This is a genomic window from Streptomyces odontomachicola, assembly GCF_039605595.1.
Taxonomy (GTDB): Bacteria; Actinomycetota; Actinomycetes; order Streptomycetales; family Streptomycetaceae; genus Streptomyces.
The window spans coordinates 272641-288508 of record NZ_JBCFOK010000008.1 but is presented as its reverse complement, the minus strand read 5'-3'; the positions used below and the strand labels follow the sequence as shown (position 1 = coordinate 288508).

Below are 15868 nucleotides of genomic sequence, written 5' to 3'. Positions count from 1 at the left end.
CGCGGGGCCCCACGCGGTACGGGCGCCCTGCCCGGGGAGCGGTTCCCCGGACAGGGCGCCGTGCGGACCCGTGCCGCCCCCGGTGCGGCCGGTGCGCGGCCGGCCCGCTCCGGTGCGGCGGCTCGCGCTCAGGCCGTCACCTCGGGTCCCTCGATGATCTCGGGCTCGTCGGGGCCCGCGCGGCTGATGTCGGCGAGCGCGGAGTTCGGGTCGCGCTCCTCCGCCAGGTCGCCGATGCTCACGACGCCGAGCGGGCGCCCGTCCTCCACCACCGGCAGCCTGCGCACGGCGTGCGCCCGCATCAGGTCGACGGCGGCCGTCGCCGCGTCGTCAGGCGACACCGTCACCGGCTCGGGCGTGCACACCGCGTCGCAGGTCATGGTCAGCGGATCCACGCCGTCGGCCACCGCGCGCAGCGCGATGTCCCGATCGGTGATCAGGCCGAGCAGCCGCCCCTCCTGGGTGACCAGCACGTCGCCGATGTCCTGCGCGCGCATGAGCTGCGCGGCCTCCACCAGCGAGGCGTCCGGGCGCACCGAGGTGGCGGCCGGGGTCATGACGTCCCTCACCAACTGTGGCATTGCCTCTGGCCTTCGCTCTCTCGTAGTGGTTGCGGTCGCCGCGGCGAGTACCCGGCGCCCCGGGGTTCAGACCGGGGCCGGGCACGGTGGCTCAGACCCGCGGGCGGCGGCCGAGCGCCGTGACGACCTCCTGGACGTTCCGGTACGTGCCGCCGTCCTCCGGCAGGCCGCGCGCGGTGTCCACGAGCGGCTCGGGCGCGTGCGCGTCCTCCAGGGTGCGCAGGACGCCGTCGCGGTCGGCGGGGAACGTCGTACGCCCCAGGTGCCGTGCCAGATCGAAGCGGAGCGCCTCGTCGGCCGACTCCTGCGGATCGGCGGTGCCGGCCGCCGGCACGGGGCCCTCGGCCAGTTCCGGATCGTCGTCGGCGCCGGGCTCGGGGTCGTTCCACTCCTCGGCGCGCGTCGGGTACACGTGGCGCAGCCGCCCCTGCATCTCGCGCTTGGCCTCGTCGTCGCGGTGCACGTTCAGCGCGTTGCTCTTGCCGAAGTTCTCAGTCATCGCACTCTCCTGCGCGGAATCTCCCGCTTCTCCGGATCATCCGGCTCTCCGGCTGGGTACCCGCGGCCCTCTGGGTGACACTGGACGCAGCCGTACGAAAGGGGACGGAGCCGTGGAAACGACGACAACCGGGATAGTCGACGGCGAGCGGGGCGTGGACCCGCGCAAGCTGTCCGACAGTCAGCTGCTCAAGGAGCTGGAGACCGTGCACCGCACGCGTCACGACACCTTCCTGTACGGCTCCTCCGACGCGCTCGCCGCGCACAACGCCCGCACCGCGCAGCTCGAGGGCGAGTACCTGCGCCGCAACCCGCGCCGCTCGGTGGCCTCCGGCCGCACCCGGGCGGGGGCGCGGGCGCGGGAGAGCTGAGGCGCCGCCGCGCCGGGCCGGGCTCCGGCAGGGCTCCGGGCCGGACTCCGGCGGGGCTTCCGGCCGGGGCTCCAGGCCGGGACTCCGGCAGGGCTCCGGCCCGGGAGCGCGGCGTGTTTGCCCCCTCCACCCCGGGGCACCCGGACGGCGGCCGAGAGCGAGCGGCTTGGCCCTGTGGGAGAGAAGGCTCCGGGCACGGGTGAGTTCAGCCCCCGCGCCCGGAGCCGTTCACATGGGGAGGGCCGTTCGCGGAGGCGTACGCACGCCCGGCCGCCCCCGCACCCGCAATCCGTCGCACATCCCCGGATTAGAGCGGGAGTCGGGGGTACTCGGCTTCGCATGGGTGACAAGGAGATGTATCCGAGGGCGGGGTCCGCCGAAGGCGTGGGTGCCACGGCGACGGACATCTCGGAGCCGGTGGCCCGGATCGTGCGACAGGAGATCAGGGTCGCCGAGGCGGAACTCCGCGAAGAAATGCGGCAGCAGCCCCGCAGGCGCACGCTCAGGCTCTACAGCGGAGCTACGGCCTCCGCGCTGTACGGGGGCGGCGCGCTGGCTCTGGCGGTCGGTCTGCTCCTCACGCTGGTGATGCCCGGGTGGGCGGCGTTCCTGATCGTCGCGGCCGTGCTGTTCGCCGCCTCGCTCGCGCTGCGCAACGCGGCGCACGAGCCGCACGGCTCACGCGAGTCGCACCGACAGCACCGGCAGCACGCGGCACAGGAGCCGCACGCCGCCGACGGGTTGGGCGACATGCCCACGGCCGCCGAGAACGTTCCGCGGGGCACGCACCACCGCGCCTGAACCGAACCTGAACCAGGGCCTGAGCCGGGCCCTGAGCGGGTACGGAGGGGTTCCGGAACGTGCCGTGCGAGGGCGGCGCGGGGGAGAGGCACCCTTGCGCCGGCGCCCGGTTGGCGTGCACGCTCCGTCCGCTCCGTCCCTTCAGCCTCCCTCCCCTCCGCCGCGTCCACCGTCCGCGACGGAGGGGAGGGTTTCCCGTGCCGCGACTTCTCGTGCTGCGACTTCTCGTGCCGCGGCTTCTCGTGCCGTGACCGAGGGGCGGGTTTCCCGTGCCCCGACTTCTCGTGCCGTGACAGCAGCCGCGTACGTCGCCGTGTCCGTATGCTCGGACCCGCCCGGGCCGCTGGTCCGGGCGGCGGACGCGGGTGCGGAGCAGCGGGTGCGAAGGGACGGAGCGGCATGACGCAGCAGGGGGCGGAGGAGCGCGGCGGGTACGGCGGCCCGGGCGACGCGGCCACGGTGCGCTCGGTGAACGAGATGACCGCGCGCTGGGCGCAGTTGGCGGCGCCGGGCGGCTCGGGCGGCGGGTCGGGCGGTCAAAGGGAGGGCGCGGGAACGGTGTTCACCGCCGCCGGCCTGTGGCCGCTGCTCGCCGGCCTCGCGGCCGGCGGCGACGCGCAGGTGCGCCGCGAGCTGGCCGGCGTGCTGGAGGTGGACCCGGACCGCGCCGCGGACCTCGCCACAGGCCTGATGCGCCTGCTGAACGGCATCGAGGGCATGGACGCCGCGCTCGGCCTCTGGGCGCGCGCCTCGGTGGAGCCGGAGAAGGACTGGGTCTCCGCGCTGCCGTACGGCACACACGGCGAACTCACCGGCGCCCCGCAGCGCGACCGCGAGCGCCTGGACGCCTGGGCCTCCGAGCACACCGCGGGCCGCATCCGCTCCATGCCGGTGGTGCTGGAGCCGGCCACGCTGCTCGTGCTGGCCAGCGCGCTGGTGCTGAACACCACGTGGGAGCGGGAGTTCACCGCGGCGCCGCGGATGATGACCGAGTACGAGCCGTGGATGCGGCGGCCGCGCGCGCAGCTCTCGCGCGCGGGCACCGACCTCGACGAGCTCGACGTGGCGGACACCGCGGCGGGCGCCGTGACCCGGCTGACGGTGCGGGGCGACACCGGCGTCGACGTCCAACTGCTGCTGGGCGCGCCGGAGATGGCGCCGGGCGCGGTGCTGGCCGCGGGGGCCCGGATGCCGTACTCGGCGCCGTGGATCGTGCCGGGGAGCAGGCTCCCGTTCGGCACGCCGGGGCCCGGGGTGAGCGTCGCCGAGACGCCGTCCTTCGACGGGACCTCGGTGCTGTCGGCCTCGCTGCCGCCGTTCACCGTGGAGGCGCGGCACGATCTGCTGGCGGACGCCGCGGAGTTCGGGCTCGCGACGGCGGCCGGGCGGTACGACGAGGGCGGCCACTTCCCCGGCATCAGCCGCCGCGAGCCGCTGGCCGTGGGCTCGGCCCAGCAGAGCGTCACGGCGACCTTCTCGGCGAAGGGCTTCTACGCCGCGGCCGTGACGGCGGTCGGGATGGTCCGCGCCGCGGGCCTCCCGCCCCAGCGCGCCAGGTCCGTGGCGGTCCGCTTCGACCGCCCCTTCGGGTTCGTGGCCGTACACCGCGCGACGGGCCTGATCCTGACGGCGGGCTGGGTCACGGAACCCGACCCGGCGCAGGGGTAGTACGGGGCGGGCCCTCGCCGCCGCGCGACGAGGCGTTCCTGCGCGGTCCCCCGGCGCCTACTCGGCGACCACGCGCAGCGTCCGCAGCGACGCGTCGGCCGCGTCCGGCACGTACATCCCGGCCCGCACGCCGCTGCGCAGGTAGTCGGCCGCCTCGCGGCTGATCCGCTCGCCGGGGGCCACGGCCGGCACGCCCGGCGGGTACGGGCTCGCGTACTCGGCGGCGATGCGGCCGGCCGCGTCCTCCACCGGCACCTGTTCGACGGGCCCGAAGTACGCGTCGCGCGGCAGCAGCACCATGTCCTGCTCCAGGCCGGCGGGCGAGGGCACCCGCATGCCGGCGGGCGGGGGCAGCGCGTCGCGCTGCTTGACCAGTTCGGTCAGCGCGTCCAGCAGGTCCATGCAGGACTCCTCGCCGTCCCCGTGCGTCAGGTTCGCCACGATCCGCCTGTGGTCGGCGAGCCCCACGTTGAGCTGCCGGTACTCGCGCAGCCAGTCGGCCGCCCCGTACCCGCTGGTGCCGAGCCCCGACACGTCGACGGCGAGTGCCAGCGGGTCGTGGTCGAAGGCGCGGTCCGGGCCGATGAGCTCGGCCGCGCCCAGCGGAACGAGCCCCGCCAGCGCGGCGATCTCCCGGCGCAGCCGCCCGGCCAGCCCGAGCGCCGCGTCGAGCAGCTCATAGCCGTGCTCGGCCATCTGGCGGCGCCAGCCGTCCAGTGCCGCGTAGACGAGGACCGAGGGGCTGGTGGTGCCCAGCAGGTCTTCGCGCATCCGCAGCAGCACCGGGTCCACCAGATCGCCCTGGAGGTGGAAGACGGAGCCCTGCTCCAGCCCGGCGCCCATCTTGTGCACGCTGGTCACGCACACGTCGGCGCCCGCGTCCATCGCCCAGCTCGGCAGCCACGGATGGAACGGCAGGTGCGCGCCCCACGCCTCGTCCACGATCAGCGGCCTGCCCCGCTCGTGGCACACCTCGGCGACGCCCCTGATGTCCGCGCAACTCCCGTACGCGGTGGGGGAGATGAGCACCATGCCCTTGGCGTCCGGGTCCCGCGCGAAGGCCGCCCGCACCTCCTCCGGGCCCGGCGGATGCGCGAAGTGGTGCCCCGCGTCCCACCGCGGCTGCACCCACACCGGCTGGATGCCGGCCAGCACGAGGCCGGACACCACCGACTTGTGCGCGTTCCGCGCCACCAGCAGCTTGTCGTAGGGGCCCGCGACCGACAGCATCGCGGACTTGACGGACAGCGAACTCCCGCACGTGGAGAAGAAGGTGTGCTCGGCGCCGACCGCGTCCGCCATCAGCTCCTGGGCCCGCCGCAGGTACCCGTTGGACATCCGCCGGTCATCGAGGCCGCTCATCACCAGCACGTCCGAGGTGAACACGCCGTCGCCGAGCACCTGCCGCACCCGCGCGTCCACGCCGGCGCCCTGCTTGTGCCCGGGCGGCGTGAAGTTGCGGCCCGGCATGCCGCGCTTGCACTCCGCCAGCGCCTCCAGGACCGGGGCCCGCGAGTGGTCCAGGCGCAGCTCGGGCCTGCCGTCGACCACGTGGGGCGTCGGATGCGGCTCCATCACACGTCACCCTCTCCGCTGTCGGGCCGCGACTCCGAGGGATGCGGCTTGCTGCCCTGCAAGAACTCCTGGACCTTCGCCTTCACGCCCTGCTTGACCACCGAGGCCCGCTCCGGGTCGCCCTTGAGGAGGGATTCGGCCGTGGCCTCCATCTGGTCCCAGTCGGCGTGCGGCGGGATCGGCGGGACCGACGGGTCGGTCAGGAACTCCACGACCGCCGGGCCCTCCGCCTCCAGCGCCTCGCGCCAGCCGCGTTCGACCTCCTCCGGCTTCTCCACGCGCACCCCGGTCATGCCCAGCGAGCGCGCGAACGCCGCGTACGACACGTCCGGCAGGTGCTGCGAGGGCTCGAACTGCGGCGAGCCCGCCATGGCCCGCATCTCCCAGGTGACCTGGTTGAGGTCCTGGTTGTTCCACACGCCGATCACGAGACGCGGGTCGTCCCAGGAGTGCCGGTACTTGGCCGCGGTGATCAGCTCGGCCATGCCGTTCATCTGCATCGCGCCGTCCCCGACCAGCGCGATCACCGGACGGTGCGGGTGCGCGAACTTCGCGCCGATCGCGTACGGCACCCCGCACCCCATCGTGGCCAGCGTCCCGGACAGCGAGCCGCGCATGTCCCCGCGGAAGCGCAGGTGCCGCGCGTACCAGTTGGCCACCGAGCCCGAATCGGCCGTGACCAGCGCGTTCTCGGGCAGCAGCGGGTCGAGGCAGTGCGCCACCCACTCCGGGTTGACCGGGTCGGCCGACACCTCCGCGCGCCGCCGCATCACCTGCCACCAGCGGTCCACGTCGGACATGACCTTCTCGTGCCACTCCAGGCCCTCGGTGTTCTGCCGCAGCAGGGGGAGCAGCCGCCGCAGGGTGGCCTTCGCGTCGCCGACGAGGTTCACCTCGTACGGATAGCGCATGCCGATCATGTGCGGGTCCAGGTCGATCTGGACCCCGCGCGCCGAGCCGAACTCCGGCAGGAACTGGCTGTAGGGCAGGCTCGATCCGATCGTCAGCAGGGTGTCGCAGTCCCGCATCAGCTCGTACGAGGGCCGGGTGCCCAGCAGCGCGATCGAACCGGTCACATACGGCAGGGTGTCCGGCAGCACGTCCTTGCCGAGCAGCGCCTTGGCCACCCCGGCGTTGAGCGTGGCCGCGACCTCCTGCACCTCCTGCTGCGCGCCGCGCGCGCCCTGGCCCGCCAGGATCGCCACCTTGCGCCCGGAGTTGAGGACCTCGGCGGCCTGCTCCACGGCCTCCTCGGACGGTACGGCGGTGTAGCCGGACGCGCCCAGGCTGGAGGGCACCATCTTGAACTCGTGGGCCGGCGGCTCGTAGTCGAGCTCCTGCACGTCGGCCGGTATCACCACGGCGGTCGGCGCACGGCGCGCGTACGCGGTGCGGATCGCGCGGTCCAGCACGTTGGGGAGCTGCTCGGGGACGGTCACCGTCTCCAGGAACTCGCTCGCCACGTCCTTGTACAGCGAGTGGACGTCGATCTCCTGCTGGTAGGAGCCCCCCATCGCGCTGCGCGCCGTCTGTCCGACGAGCGCCACCACCGGCACGTGGTCGAGCTTCGCGTCGTACAGCCCGTTCAGCAGGTGTACGGCGCCCGGGCCCGAGGTCGCCGCGCACACGCCCAGCGTGCCGCGGAACTTGGCGTAGCCGACCGCCTCGAACGCGGACATCTCCTCGTGCCGCGACTGCACGAACCGCGGCTTGTTCCCGGCGCGTTCCCAGGCGGCGAGGAGTCCGTTGATGCCGTCGCCGGGGTAGCCGAAGACGTGCTCGACGCCCCATTCGCGCAGCCGGTTCAGCACATGGTCGGAGACCTTCTCGGTCACGGGAAGCACCCCTCCTCTGATCAGCTCGTGAGCTGGGGCAGCACCTTGGTGCGGTAGAAGTCGAAGAAGCCGCGCACGTCGGGCCCGATCTGGTTCACGTGCACCGCGTCGAACCCGGCGTAGGCGGACAGCGCCCGCACGTGCTCCTCGGGGTCGTCGCCGCACGCCACCGGCGAGTCCTCCACGTGCTGGTCGGTGACCAGCGCGGAAGCCTGCTCGAAGTGCGCGGGGGTGGGCAGGACCTGGGGGAGTTCGCCGGGCAGGAACATGTTGGGCCAGCGCTCGCGCACGGTGCGCACGGCGTTCGCGCGGTCGGTGTCGTAGCAGACCTTGGTGCCGCCGCGCACCGGCTGGAAACTGGCGCCGCCCGCGCGCCGGAAGCGGGCCACCGCCTCGGCGTCGGCGTCCATCGTCACGAAGCCGTCGCCGACCCGCCCGGCCAGCTCGATCGCGGCCTCGCCGAACCCGGCGACGTCGAGCGGCACGGGGGTGTCCGGCACATCGAAGAGCCGGGCGTTCTCCACGGTGTAGTGCCTGCCGTAGTGGCTGACCTCCTTGCCGGTCAGGAGCTGCTTGATGACTCCGATGGCCTCCTCCAGCATCTCCAGGCGCACCGAAGCCTCCGGCCAGCCGGTGCCGAGGATGTGCTCGTTGAGCGCCTCCCCGCTGCCCAGGCCCAGCCGGAACCTGTCCTCGCCCAGCATCACCGCGCTCGTCGCCGCGGCCTGCGCCACGACGGCCGGATGCGTGCGCACCGTGGGGCAGGTCACCGCCGTCTGCACGGGGAGCGAGGTGGCCCCCGCCAGCGCGCCGATCACCGACCAGACGAAGGGCGAGTGGCCCTGCGCGGTCGTCCACGGGTGGTAGTGGTCCGAGATCCACAGCGAGGTGAACCCGGCCTGTTCGGCCATCCGCGCCTGCTCGACCAGTTCGTGCGGGCCGTAGTCCTCGCAGGCCAGAAAGTATCCGTACGTCATCGCCTCGGGTGCCGACATGCGGTCCGGGTGTCCGCGCCCGGGGCAGGGGAAACCGGGAACCGGGGCCCGCGCGCGGGGGCCGCCCGCCGGTGGGTGCGAAAGGTTCGAGACATATGCCAGGCGACCGCAACTCGTCTCGCCCGCTGGAGTTTTGCGGTCCGGGCGCCGGGCACTCGTGTTCCTACGTGCTTCGGAAGGAAGGCACATCCGCGGGAGCGACCAGCAGCGGCAGTTCCGCTCGCCCCGCCTGTGCCGGCTCCCGCGGTGACCGCTCGAACCACACCACCGCTATGGGGAGAGAGCGCACCAACATGACGACCGTAGGCCCCCGTGCCGAGCACGCACGCCACCCCCACGACGACGCGCCCGACACCTCCGCCGAGTTCCGGCGGATCGTCTCGCTGCCCGACGGGCCCGAGAAGGAAGAGCTGCGGCGATCGGTGGTCCGGGCCTGGATGCCGATGGCCGAACGGCTGGCGCGTCACTTCCGCAACCGCGGCGAGTCCCTGGAGGATCTCCAGCAGGTCGCCGCGCTCGGCCTGGTGAAGGCCGTGGCCCGGTTCGACCCGGACCGCGGCAGCGCCTTCGAGAGCTTCGCGGTGCCCACCATCGTGGGCGAGGTGAAGCGTCATTTCCGCGACCACATGTGGGGACTCCACGTCCCGCGCCGGGTCCAGGAACTGCGCAATCGCGTACGCACGAGCGTGCGGGAGCTGAGTCTCTCGCTCGACAGCAGTCCCTCCGTCGCGAAGATCGCTGAGCACAGCGGACTGCCGGAGGAGGACGTACTGGTCGGGATGGAGGCGTTGCAGAGCTACAGCACGCTCTCGCTGGACGCCGAACTCCCGGGCGCCGACGACGGGTACTCGCTGGGCGACACCCTGGGCAGCGCCGAACCCGGCTTCGACCGCATCGTGTTCCGCGAGGCGGTCAAGCCCCGGCTGCGGCGGCTGCCCGAAAGGGAGCGGCGCATCCTGTATCTGCGCTTCTTCTGCGACATGACGCAGAGCCGCATCGCCGAGCAGCTGGGCATCTCGCAGATGCACGTGTCGCGTCTGATCAGCCGCACCTGCGACCGCATACACCAGGAGGTCGACGCCGACCTGAAGAACCAGGAGCAGGAGGACAAGGAGTACGCGGCGGCGTAGGCCAGGCCATGGCGTGAGCCAGGCCCCAGCGTGAGCCGAGCCGAACCACCCTGCCGGGCCCGGCACTTGCGGACACCGCGAGTGCCGGGCCCGGCCCGCGTCGTACACGCGCGGTGCCGTGCGCGCACGGATCCGTACGCCTCAGCCCGAGCGCAGCAGGGCCAGGGCCAAGTGCCGGGCCATGCGCTCGACCGCCCCCGCCTCGGCCAGCTCGAAGGCGTTCCTGCTCCCGCTGCGGACCAGCGTCAGCGCGCCCACCACGGTCCCCGCGGCGGCCGTGTCGCCCGGCGCGCAGTCCGGGTACTCCGCCGCGCCGCCGCCGGAGCCGTCCCCGGCCTCCGCCGCGGTCCCGCCCCCGGCCGTCAGCGGGGCGCAGATCAGCGAGCTGGCGCCGACCCGCACCAGCACCGGCGAGCCCGTGCCGTCCCGGCCGAACGCCTCCGGGTCCTCCAGCCGCACCTGGAGCGCGCCGGAACCGCGTTCCACCGCCTCCACGACCAGCGGCGCCGCCGAGGGGCACTGCTCGGCCACCGCCTTGCGGACCTCCTCGTCGCCGCCGAGCACGGCGGCGCGGACCAGCGACCGGGGCTTGTCGCCGAGGTCGACCACGACCCAGTCGGCGAACCTGCGGTGCAGCACCCCCGCGGCGCGCGCCGCGACCGGGTCCCGCACGGGCGGGGTGGTCAGCAGCGCGGCCGCCATGTCGTCGACCAGGTCGAGGAGTTCGGCCTGCCGGGTCATCTCGTCCAGGTCGGGGCGCGGGGTGTGCCGCGCCACCGGGGGAGCGCCGGAGGCCGCGGGCGTCGCGGGCCCCTCGCCGGCCGTCTGGAACAGCGCGAGCACCGCGTTGCGCCGCTCCTGCGGCGGCCGCAGCGCGGTGAGCGTCACCCGCAGCGGCTCGGTCGGCCGCCCGCCGTCGTCGGGCTCGGGCGGGCGTAAGAGCTGGACCCGCAGGCTGCGCGCGCCCTCGCCGCGCGCGACGGCCGCCGCCTGCGAACGGAACTTCGCGCGCCCCTCGTGCGCCAGCGACCCGGTCAGCGCCCGGCCCGTCGCATAGCCCGCGCGCAGCCCGAAGAGCTGGGTCGCCGCCATGTTCATCCGGCGCACCACCGCCTCGCGGTCCAGCAGCACGGCGCCCACCGGCAGCCGCTGGAACAGGGCCCGCAGGAGCTGCTGTTCGTGGAGGTCGCCGCGCCCTCCGGTGCGCTTGCCCGCGGCCGCCAGCTCCTCGTACCGGGGCCAGAGCACCTCGGCCGCGTGCTGGAGCTCGAACAGGGCCGCGTCGAGCGCGGTGAGGCGTTCCGCGGTCGGCAGGGTGCGCGCGGCCCGCAGTTCCTCCACCCGTCGGCGGAAATCCGCCAGTTCGGCGCCGTACTCCTCAACGTCGGCCATGGCGTCAACGTAGCGTGGCCGCGCGCCGGCGGCCCACCGCACGGGGAGACCGCCCGCAGTTCGTCCGATTCCGTGCCGCGGTGGCCTGGCGGCACCCCGTTTTCCGATCTCCCTGCACGGGCAGCCGTCCGGCCGTGACCCCTCAGCGACCCATCGCCGGCTCCCCCCAGCCCCTCGCGGGCGAGCGTCTCATTTTCGAGGCCGAGGACCGGGCGGGGGAGGCCGCGCCGGGACGCAGCCTGGCCGGGCTCGCCGAGCAGGCCGCGCGCTGCACCCCGGGCTGCTGCGGCGCCGCCGCCACCGCGACCGATCTCGCGGCGGGCGCCGATGAGGAGCTCGCCCTGCCGGACGCGCCGCTCGCGGTCACCCACCCCGACCTGTCCGGGCTGATCGCGGTCCAGTGGGAGGCCGGCGAGGGCCCCGTCCTGGAGGCGCTGCGCACCAACACCCCGCTGACCGTGGACGACCTGCTGCGCGAGGAGCGCTGGCCGGGGTTCAGGGCCAAGGCGCTGGAGGCCGGGCTGCGCTCGACCGCCACCCTCCCGTACCGCAGGCAGGACCTGGCGCTGACCGTCACGGTGTGCGCCTTCCGCCCGCACCGGCTGGCCGAGGCGGTGTGCAGCAACGCCGCGCTGCTCGGCGATCTCGCCTCCACCGTGATGGTGCGCGACCGCCGCTACCGCGAGGCGCTGGCCGAGGTCGACCAGCTCGGTTGCGCCCTGCGCACCCGGCCCGTCGTCGACCAGGCGTGCGGGATCGTCATGGCGGTGGTGGGGTGCAGTGCGGACGAGGCGTTCGCCCTGCTGCGCCGTTTGTCGCAGCGCACCAACCGCAAGCTGCACGACCTCGCCGAGGGCGTCGTGCACACCAGGGGCAGGGGTGCCGAGGAGCAGCTGCGGCGGCTGAGCCGTACGCAGTAGGCGTACGGCGGGTCCCGCGAGCGGCGCCGTGCCCCGCCGGGCGGCCGCTGCCCGGCGAACCGGAACGTGTCGTCCCGCTCCGCCCACCCTTCCGTCTGCCAGGGTGTCTGCCACAGTGGACGTATTGCACGGGTTGTCTGATGTGTCTGATGTACGGCCGGCAGTGAGGGCGGAGACGGATGCGGCGCACCAGTGATCCGGCGGCGGAGGCCGCCTGCGGGTACTGGCGCCGCCGCGGCCTGCGCACCGCGCCCGAGCAGGTCGCCGTCGCACCGGGCGCCCCGCTGCTGCTGCTCGCCGTGCTGGCCGTGACCGGCGGCGGAGTGCTGCTGCCCCGCCCGTGCGAGTCCTGGTACGCGGCACCGGCCCGGCTCCTGGGGCGCCGGGTGCACGGCGTGCCGGTCCCCGCCGAGTGCGGCGGCGTGCCCGACCCCTTCGCGCTGCTGGAGACCGTGCGCCGGGCCCGCGAGGAGGAGCCGGAGCCCGAGGCGCCCCGGGTGCTGGTGCTCTCCGTCGCCGACGGCACCTCGGGTACGGCCGCCCCTCCCGAGCTGCTGCACGAGGTGTGCGAAGCGGCCGCGGGCGAGGGCCTGTTGGTGCTCGGCGACGAATCCTGGCGGGACACCCTGCACGACCCGCACGACACGGTGATCGTCAGCCCCGTGGAGATGCTCGGCGGCAGCGGCGAGGAGGGCTCGGCCGCGGTGCTCACAGGGCTCGACGCGGCGCTGCTGCCGCCCGGCGTGCACGCGGGTGCGGCCCGCTTCTCCGCCACCGCAGCGGGCCGCGCGCTCCGCGACGGGGTGGCCGGAGTGCTGGAGTCGCTGCACGCGGCGCTGTCCCCCACCGCCGCCGCTGCGGTCTCCGAGGCGCTGGCCGAGCCCGACGCGGTGCGCGAGCGGCGCGCAGCGGGCGCCCGCGCGCGGGGCGGCCTCGCCGCGGCGCTGCACCGGGTGGTGACCGGCGCGGGAGCGCTGTGCCGCCCGCCGCACCTGGGCCGCTTCCTGTACGCCGACCTGGAGCCCGTACGGCCGCGGCTGGAGCGGCGCGGGGTGCGGGACGCGGCGGGTCTGGAGGCCGAACTCGTGCGCAGGCTCGGCCCGTTCGCCACCGGGGGCCACCGCTTCGGCGACGAGCGGAGGGCGCTGCGGGTGCGGCTGGACACGGACGTACTCGTGGAGGCGGACGTGCCCGCGCGCGGGGGAGCGGGTACGGCGGAGGCGGAACCGTGGGAAGGAGTGGACTCCCTCACACTTGCCGCATCTCCGGAATCACCCACCGTGACCCGGGCGTTGGCAGCAGTGCGCTCAGCGCTCACCGAACTCACAGACGGGAGCCGTGACTAGATGGCAGCCGCGTACTCGCGGGGTGGTGCCGCCCCCGGAACCCCGGCAGAACCGGAAGGGCAGGACCGCACCAGGGACGGCGGCGGGGGCACGCACGCCCCGGCCGCCGCCGGCACGCTCACCGGCGCGCGGGGGACGCCGCCGGTGGAGATCGGCGCGCGCCGGCTGTGGCCGCGCGGCTTCGGCGACCGGCTCACCTCCCCGCTGCCCGGGGTGCGCGCGATGGCCAGGATGGCCCGCGAGGGCTCCATGCGCCCGGCACGCGAAGCGCTGAACAAGGTCCCCGAGCTGCCCTACGAGCCCGCGCCGCTGCCCGCGGTGGACGCCGACACCGTCGCCGTGACCTGGGCGGGACACGCGAGCTGGATCGTGCGGATCGGCGGGCTCACGGTGCTCACCGACCCGGTGTGGTCCCGCCGCATCCTGGGCACCCCGGCGCGGGTCACCCCGCCCGGCGTGGACTGGGAGGACGTGCCCCCGGTCGACGCGGTCGTCATCTCGCACAACCACTACGACCACCTGGACGCGCCCACCCTCAAGCGGCTCCCGCGCCACACCCCGCTGTTCGTGCCCGCAGGGCTCGGCGGATGGTGCCGCAAGCGCGGCTTCGTGCGGGTCACCGAGCTGGACTGGTGGGAGCACGCCGAGCTGCCCGCGCCCGGCGGCAGCACCGTCCGCTTCGACTTCGTACCGGCGCACCACTGGTCCAAGCGGACGCTGACCGACACCTGCAGGTCGCTGTGGGGCGGCTGGGTGCTCACCGACAAGGACGGGCAGCGGGTGTACTTCGCGGGGGACACCGGCTACGGCCACTGGTTCCGCGAGATCGGCGAGCGCTACTCCGGCATCGACCTGGCGCTGCTGCCCATCGGCGCCTACGACCCGCGCTGGATGCTCAGGCCGGTGCACTGCGACCCGGAGGAGGCCGTCAAGGCGTGCGCCGACGTGGGCGCGCGCAACATGGCCCCCATGCACTGGGCCACCTTCCTGCTCTCCGGTGAACCCCCGCTGGAGCCGCTGGCCCGGGTGCACGCCGCGTGGACGATGACCGGGCGGCCCCGGCACGAGCTGTGGGACCTGCCGGTGGGGGGCTCCCGGGTGCTGGAGTGAGCGCGGGGCCGAGCCGACCGCGGGCCGGTTCCCCGACGGGGCGGCCGGGCGTCACCTGCCCGTACCCTGGCGTCAACCGCCCGCGTGCAGGCGGCGGTTGAGCCTCCGCCACAGCGCGGGCAGCCCGCTGATCAGCAGCGTCAGACCGATGGCCGCCGCCACTCCCTCCCACGGCTCGGGGAAGAGCGTGCCGCCGACCACGCCGATCAGCATGTACGTCACCGACCAGGCCAGGCACGCCGGCACATCGCCCCGTACGAACTCCCGCATCCGCATGCGCGCCAGCAGGCACGCCAGCATCACCGGGATGCGGCCCGCGGGGATCAGCCGGGAGACCACCAGCACCGCGACGCCGTGCGCGCGCAGCTTCTCCTGCGCCTGCGCGAGGCGCTCGGGCGCCGCGCGGTCCCGCAGGTCCTGGAGCCAGCGCGAGCCGTTCTTGGAGCCGACGCCGCGGCGGCCGAGCCAGTACAGCGCGATGTCGCCCAGGAAGGCGGCGGCGGAGGCCACCGCGAACACGATCACCATCGACACCGCGGGCACGCTCTGGTGCAGCGCCACCACCGCGGCCCCGCTCACCAGCGCGCCGGTCGGCACCACGGGCACCAGCGAGCCGACCACCACGAGCAGGAACAGCGAGGGATAGCCGATCGCCTGCTGGGTGGACTCCGGCGGCACGGCGGCCCGCGTCACCCCGTCCAGCAGCGCGCCGAGCCGGTCAGCGGCCGCCAGCATGTGCGGCGTCATCCGGCCGACTCCAGCCGCACGCTCTCGCCGTGCCCCAGCCGGTGCACCGCGACGCCGGGAGCGCTGCGCGCCGCCAGCCGTACGAACTCATCGCCCGGCGCGTGGAATTCGTGCGGCCGCACCGCGTCCATGCCGATCGGCCAGTACGTGCCGTAGTGCACCGGCACGGCGCCCCGCGGCGCGAGCCCGGCCAGCGCCTCGGCCGCGCGGCCCGCGTCCAGGTGCCCCGCGCCCAGGTACGGGCCCCAGCCGCCGACCGGCAGCAGCGCCATGTCCACCGGGCCCACCGCCTCGGCCATGCCCTCGAACAGCCCCGTGTCGCCCGCGAAGTAGGTGCGCTCCTCGCCCTCCACGACATAGCCCAGCGCGGGCGCGCGGTGCGGCCCGTACGGCAGCCGCCGCCCGTCGTGCGCGGCGGGAACGGCCCGCACCGTCACCGGGCCGACCTCGACGGCGTGCCCCACGTCGGTCTCCTTGAAGGTGAGCGTCCGCGTCAGGCGCCGCAGCCCGGGCACGGCGGCCAGCGCCCCGCGCGGCACGATCACCCGGGTGCCCGGCGGCAGCCGCGCCAGCGACGGCGGGTGCAGGTGGTCGGCGTGCAGATGGGAGACCAGCACCGCGTCCGGCTCCAGGGCCGAGGCGGGAGGGAGCGCGCCGCGCCGGCGGCGCAGATGCGCCATGCGGCGCACCAGCAGCGGATCGGTCAGCAGAGTGACCCCGGAGTCGCGGACCGCCGCCGTCGCGTGCCCCCACCATGTGACCTCCACCGGCACGGGAACGCTCCTCTCCGCGGTGACGCCGGGCCCTCGGCCGGCCCTCTTCCGGCCCTCGCCTGCTGCTCGCCGGGCCCTTCGCCGACCCGTTCCCCCGACCTTACGTGCACGGCACCGACGCCCGTC

The 15868-nt window shown here is 74.8% G+C and carries 15 protein-coding genes; 7 read left to right on the top strand and 8 right to left on the bottom strand.

The window, feature by feature from the left end:
* Positions 1-128: 128 nt before the first annotated feature.
* Together ABEE00_RS17555 and ABEE00_RS17550 are read right to left on the bottom strand one after the other, a co-directional pair.
* Entirely contained in the window at positions 129-581 is a 453-nt protein-coding gene (locus ABEE00_RS17555; RefSeq protein WP_345746442.1) for a CBS domain-containing protein, read from the bottom strand.
* A 91-nt stretch (positions 582-672) separates the two neighbouring features.
* Positions 673-1080: a DUF2795 domain-containing protein gene (locus ABEE00_RS17550; protein ID WP_345746441.1), complete on the bottom strand. Its 408-nt coding sequence runs from the start codon at positions 1078-1080 to the stop codon at positions 673-675.
* 112 nt (positions 1081-1192) lie between these two features.
* Here ABEE00_RS17550 and ABEE00_RS17545 point away from each other — a divergent pair, with 112 nt between their 5' ends.
* The 3 genes from ABEE00_RS17545 (at position 1193) to ABEE00_RS17535 (ending at position 3919) form a co-directional block, all read left to right on the top strand.
* Positions 1193-1450 carry a DUF6158 family protein gene (locus tag ABEE00_RS17545; protein ID WP_345746440.1) on the top strand — a complete coding sequence of 86 codons (258 nt, stop codon included), beginning with the start codon at positions 1193-1195 and terminating at the stop codon, positions 1448-1450.
* 339 nt (positions 1451-1789) lie between these two features.
* Positions 1790-2251, top strand: coding sequence for a phage holin family protein (locus ABEE00_RS17540; RefSeq protein ID WP_345746439.1), 462 nt, complete (start codon positions 1790-1792; stop codon positions 2249-2251).
* 399 nt (positions 2252-2650) lie between these two features.
* A complete protein-coding gene (locus ABEE00_RS17535; RefSeq protein ID WP_345746438.1) occupies positions 2651-3919 on the top strand; it encodes a serpin family protein in 1269 nt (422 codons plus the stop codon).
* Positions 3920-3976: 57 nt separating this feature from the next.
* On the opposite strand, the gene ABEE00_RS17530 is transcribed toward ABEE00_RS17535, so the two are convergent.
* Genes ABEE00_RS17530 through ABEE00_RS17520 form a run of 3 tightly spaced genes read right to left on the bottom strand, consistent with a single transcriptional unit; the run spans position 3977 to position 8324 of the window.
* Complete coding sequence (locus tag ABEE00_RS17530) at positions 3977-5494, bottom strand: aminotransferase class I/II-fold pyridoxal phosphate-dependent enzyme (protein ID WP_345746437.1); 1518 nt, start codon at positions 5492-5494, stop codon at positions 3977-3979.
* The gene (locus tag ABEE00_RS17525; RefSeq protein ID WP_345746436.1) at positions 5494-7329 is read right to left on the bottom strand and encodes a thiamine pyrophosphate-requiring protein; all 1836 of its coding nucleotides are present in this window, start codon (positions 7327-7329) and stop codon (positions 5494-5496) included. Before ABEE00_RS17525 ends, ABEE00_RS17530 begins: the two co-directional genes overlap by 1 nt.
* A gap of 20 nt (positions 7330-7349) precedes the next feature.
* Positions 7350-8324, bottom strand: a complete 975-nt coding sequence (locus tag ABEE00_RS17520; RefSeq protein WP_451918604.1) for a TIGR03557 family F420-dependent LLM class oxidoreductase — start codon at positions 8322-8324, stop codon at positions 7350-7352.
* A gap of 293 nt (positions 8325-8617) precedes the next feature.
* Here ABEE00_RS17520 and ABEE00_RS17515 point away from each other — a divergent pair, with 293 nt between their 5' ends.
* Entirely contained in the window at positions 8618-9454 is an 837-nt protein-coding gene (locus ABEE00_RS17515) for a SigB/SigF/SigG family RNA polymerase sigma factor (protein WP_345746435.1), read from the top strand.
* Between the two features lie 141 nt (positions 9455-9595).
* Here ABEE00_RS17515 and ABEE00_RS17510 read toward each other — a convergent pair whose 3' ends face one another.
* The gene (locus ABEE00_RS17510) at positions 9596-10846 is read right to left on the bottom strand and encodes a PAS domain-containing protein (protein ID WP_345746434.1); all 1251 of its coding nucleotides are present in this window, start codon (positions 10844-10846) and stop codon (positions 9596-9598) included.
* 134 nt (positions 10847-10980) lie between these two features.
* Here ABEE00_RS17510 and ABEE00_RS17505 point away from each other — a divergent pair, with 134 nt between their 5' ends.
* The 3 genes from ABEE00_RS17505 (at position 10981) to ABEE00_RS17495 (ending at position 14222) form a co-directional block, all read left to right on the top strand.
* Positions 10981-11766: an ANTAR domain-containing response regulator gene (locus tag ABEE00_RS17505; protein WP_345746433.1), complete on the top strand. Its 786-nt coding sequence runs from the start codon at positions 10981-10983 to the stop codon at positions 11764-11766.
* Positions 11767-11945: 179 nt separating this feature from the next.
* A complete protein-coding gene (locus ABEE00_RS17500) occupies positions 11946-13112 on the top strand; it encodes an aminotransferase class I/II-fold pyridoxal phosphate-dependent enzyme (RefSeq protein ID WP_345746432.1) in 1167 nt (388 codons plus the stop codon).
* Positions 13113-14222 carry an MBL fold metallo-hydrolase gene (locus ABEE00_RS17495; RefSeq protein ID WP_345746431.1) on the top strand — a complete coding sequence of 370 codons (1110 nt, stop codon included), beginning with the start codon at positions 13113-13115 and terminating at the stop codon, positions 14220-14222.
* Between the two features lie 72 nt (positions 14223-14294).
* Here the strand turns inward: ABEE00_RS17495 and ABEE00_RS17490 are convergent, their stop codons facing one another.
* Positions 14295-14957: a DedA family protein gene (locus tag ABEE00_RS17490; protein WP_345746504.1), complete on the bottom strand. Its 663-nt coding sequence runs from the start codon at positions 14955-14957 to the stop codon at positions 14295-14297.
* Between the two features lie 8 nt (positions 14958-14965).
* Positions 14966-15742 carry an MBL fold metallo-hydrolase gene (locus tag ABEE00_RS17485; RefSeq protein WP_345746430.1) on the bottom strand — a complete coding sequence of 259 codons (777 nt, stop codon included), beginning with the start codon at positions 15740-15742 and terminating at the stop codon, positions 14966-14968.
* Positions 15743-15868: the final 126 nt, after the last annotated feature.

What these genes read in the sequence shown, in the direction of transcription:
- ABEE00_RS17540 (WP_345746439.1), top strand. Translation starts at nt 1,790, where the DNA reads ATGGGTGACAAGGAGATGTATCCGAGGGCGGGGTCCGCCGAAGGCGTG.
- ABEE00_RS17520 (WP_451918604.1), bottom strand. Translation starts at nt 8,324, where the DNA reads ATGTCGGCACCCGAGGCGATGACGTACGGATACTTTCTGGCCTGCGAG.
- ABEE00_RS17510 (WP_345746434.1), bottom strand. Translation starts at nt 10,846, where the DNA reads ATGGCCGACGTTGAGGAGTACGGCGCCGAACTGGCGGATTTCCGCCGA.
- ABEE00_RS17500 (WP_345746432.1), top strand. Translation starts at nt 11,946, where the DNA reads ATGCGGCGCACCAGTGATCCGGCGGCGGAGGCCGCCTGCGGGTACTGG.
- ABEE00_RS17555 (WP_345746442.1), bottom strand. Translation starts at nt 581, where the DNA reads ATGCCACAGTTGGTGAGGGACGTCATGACCCCGGCCGCCACCTCGGTG.
- ABEE00_RS17495 (WP_345746431.1), top strand. Translation starts at nt 13,113, where the DNA reads ATGGCAGCCGCGTACTCGCGGGGTGGTGCCGCCCCCGGAACCCCGGCA.
- ABEE00_RS17515 (WP_345746435.1), top strand. Translation starts at nt 8,618, where the DNA reads ATGACGACCGTAGGCCCCCGTGCCGAGCACGCACGCCACCCCCACGAC.
- ABEE00_RS17550 (WP_345746441.1), bottom strand. Translation starts at nt 1,080, where the DNA reads ATGACTGAGAACTTCGGCAAGAGCAACGCGCTGAACGTGCACCGCGAC.
- ABEE00_RS17535 (WP_345746438.1), top strand. Translation starts at nt 2,651, where the DNA reads ATGACGCAGCAGGGGGCGGAGGAGCGCGGCGGGTACGGCGGCCCGGGC.
- ABEE00_RS17530 (WP_345746437.1), bottom strand. Translation starts at nt 5,494, where the DNA reads ATGGAGCCGCATCCGACGCCCCACGTGGTCGACGGCAGGCCCGAGCTG.
- ABEE00_RS17490 (WP_345746504.1), bottom strand. Translation starts at nt 14,957, where the DNA reads ATGCTGGCGGCCGCTGACCGGCTCGGCGCGCTGCTGGACGGGGTGACG.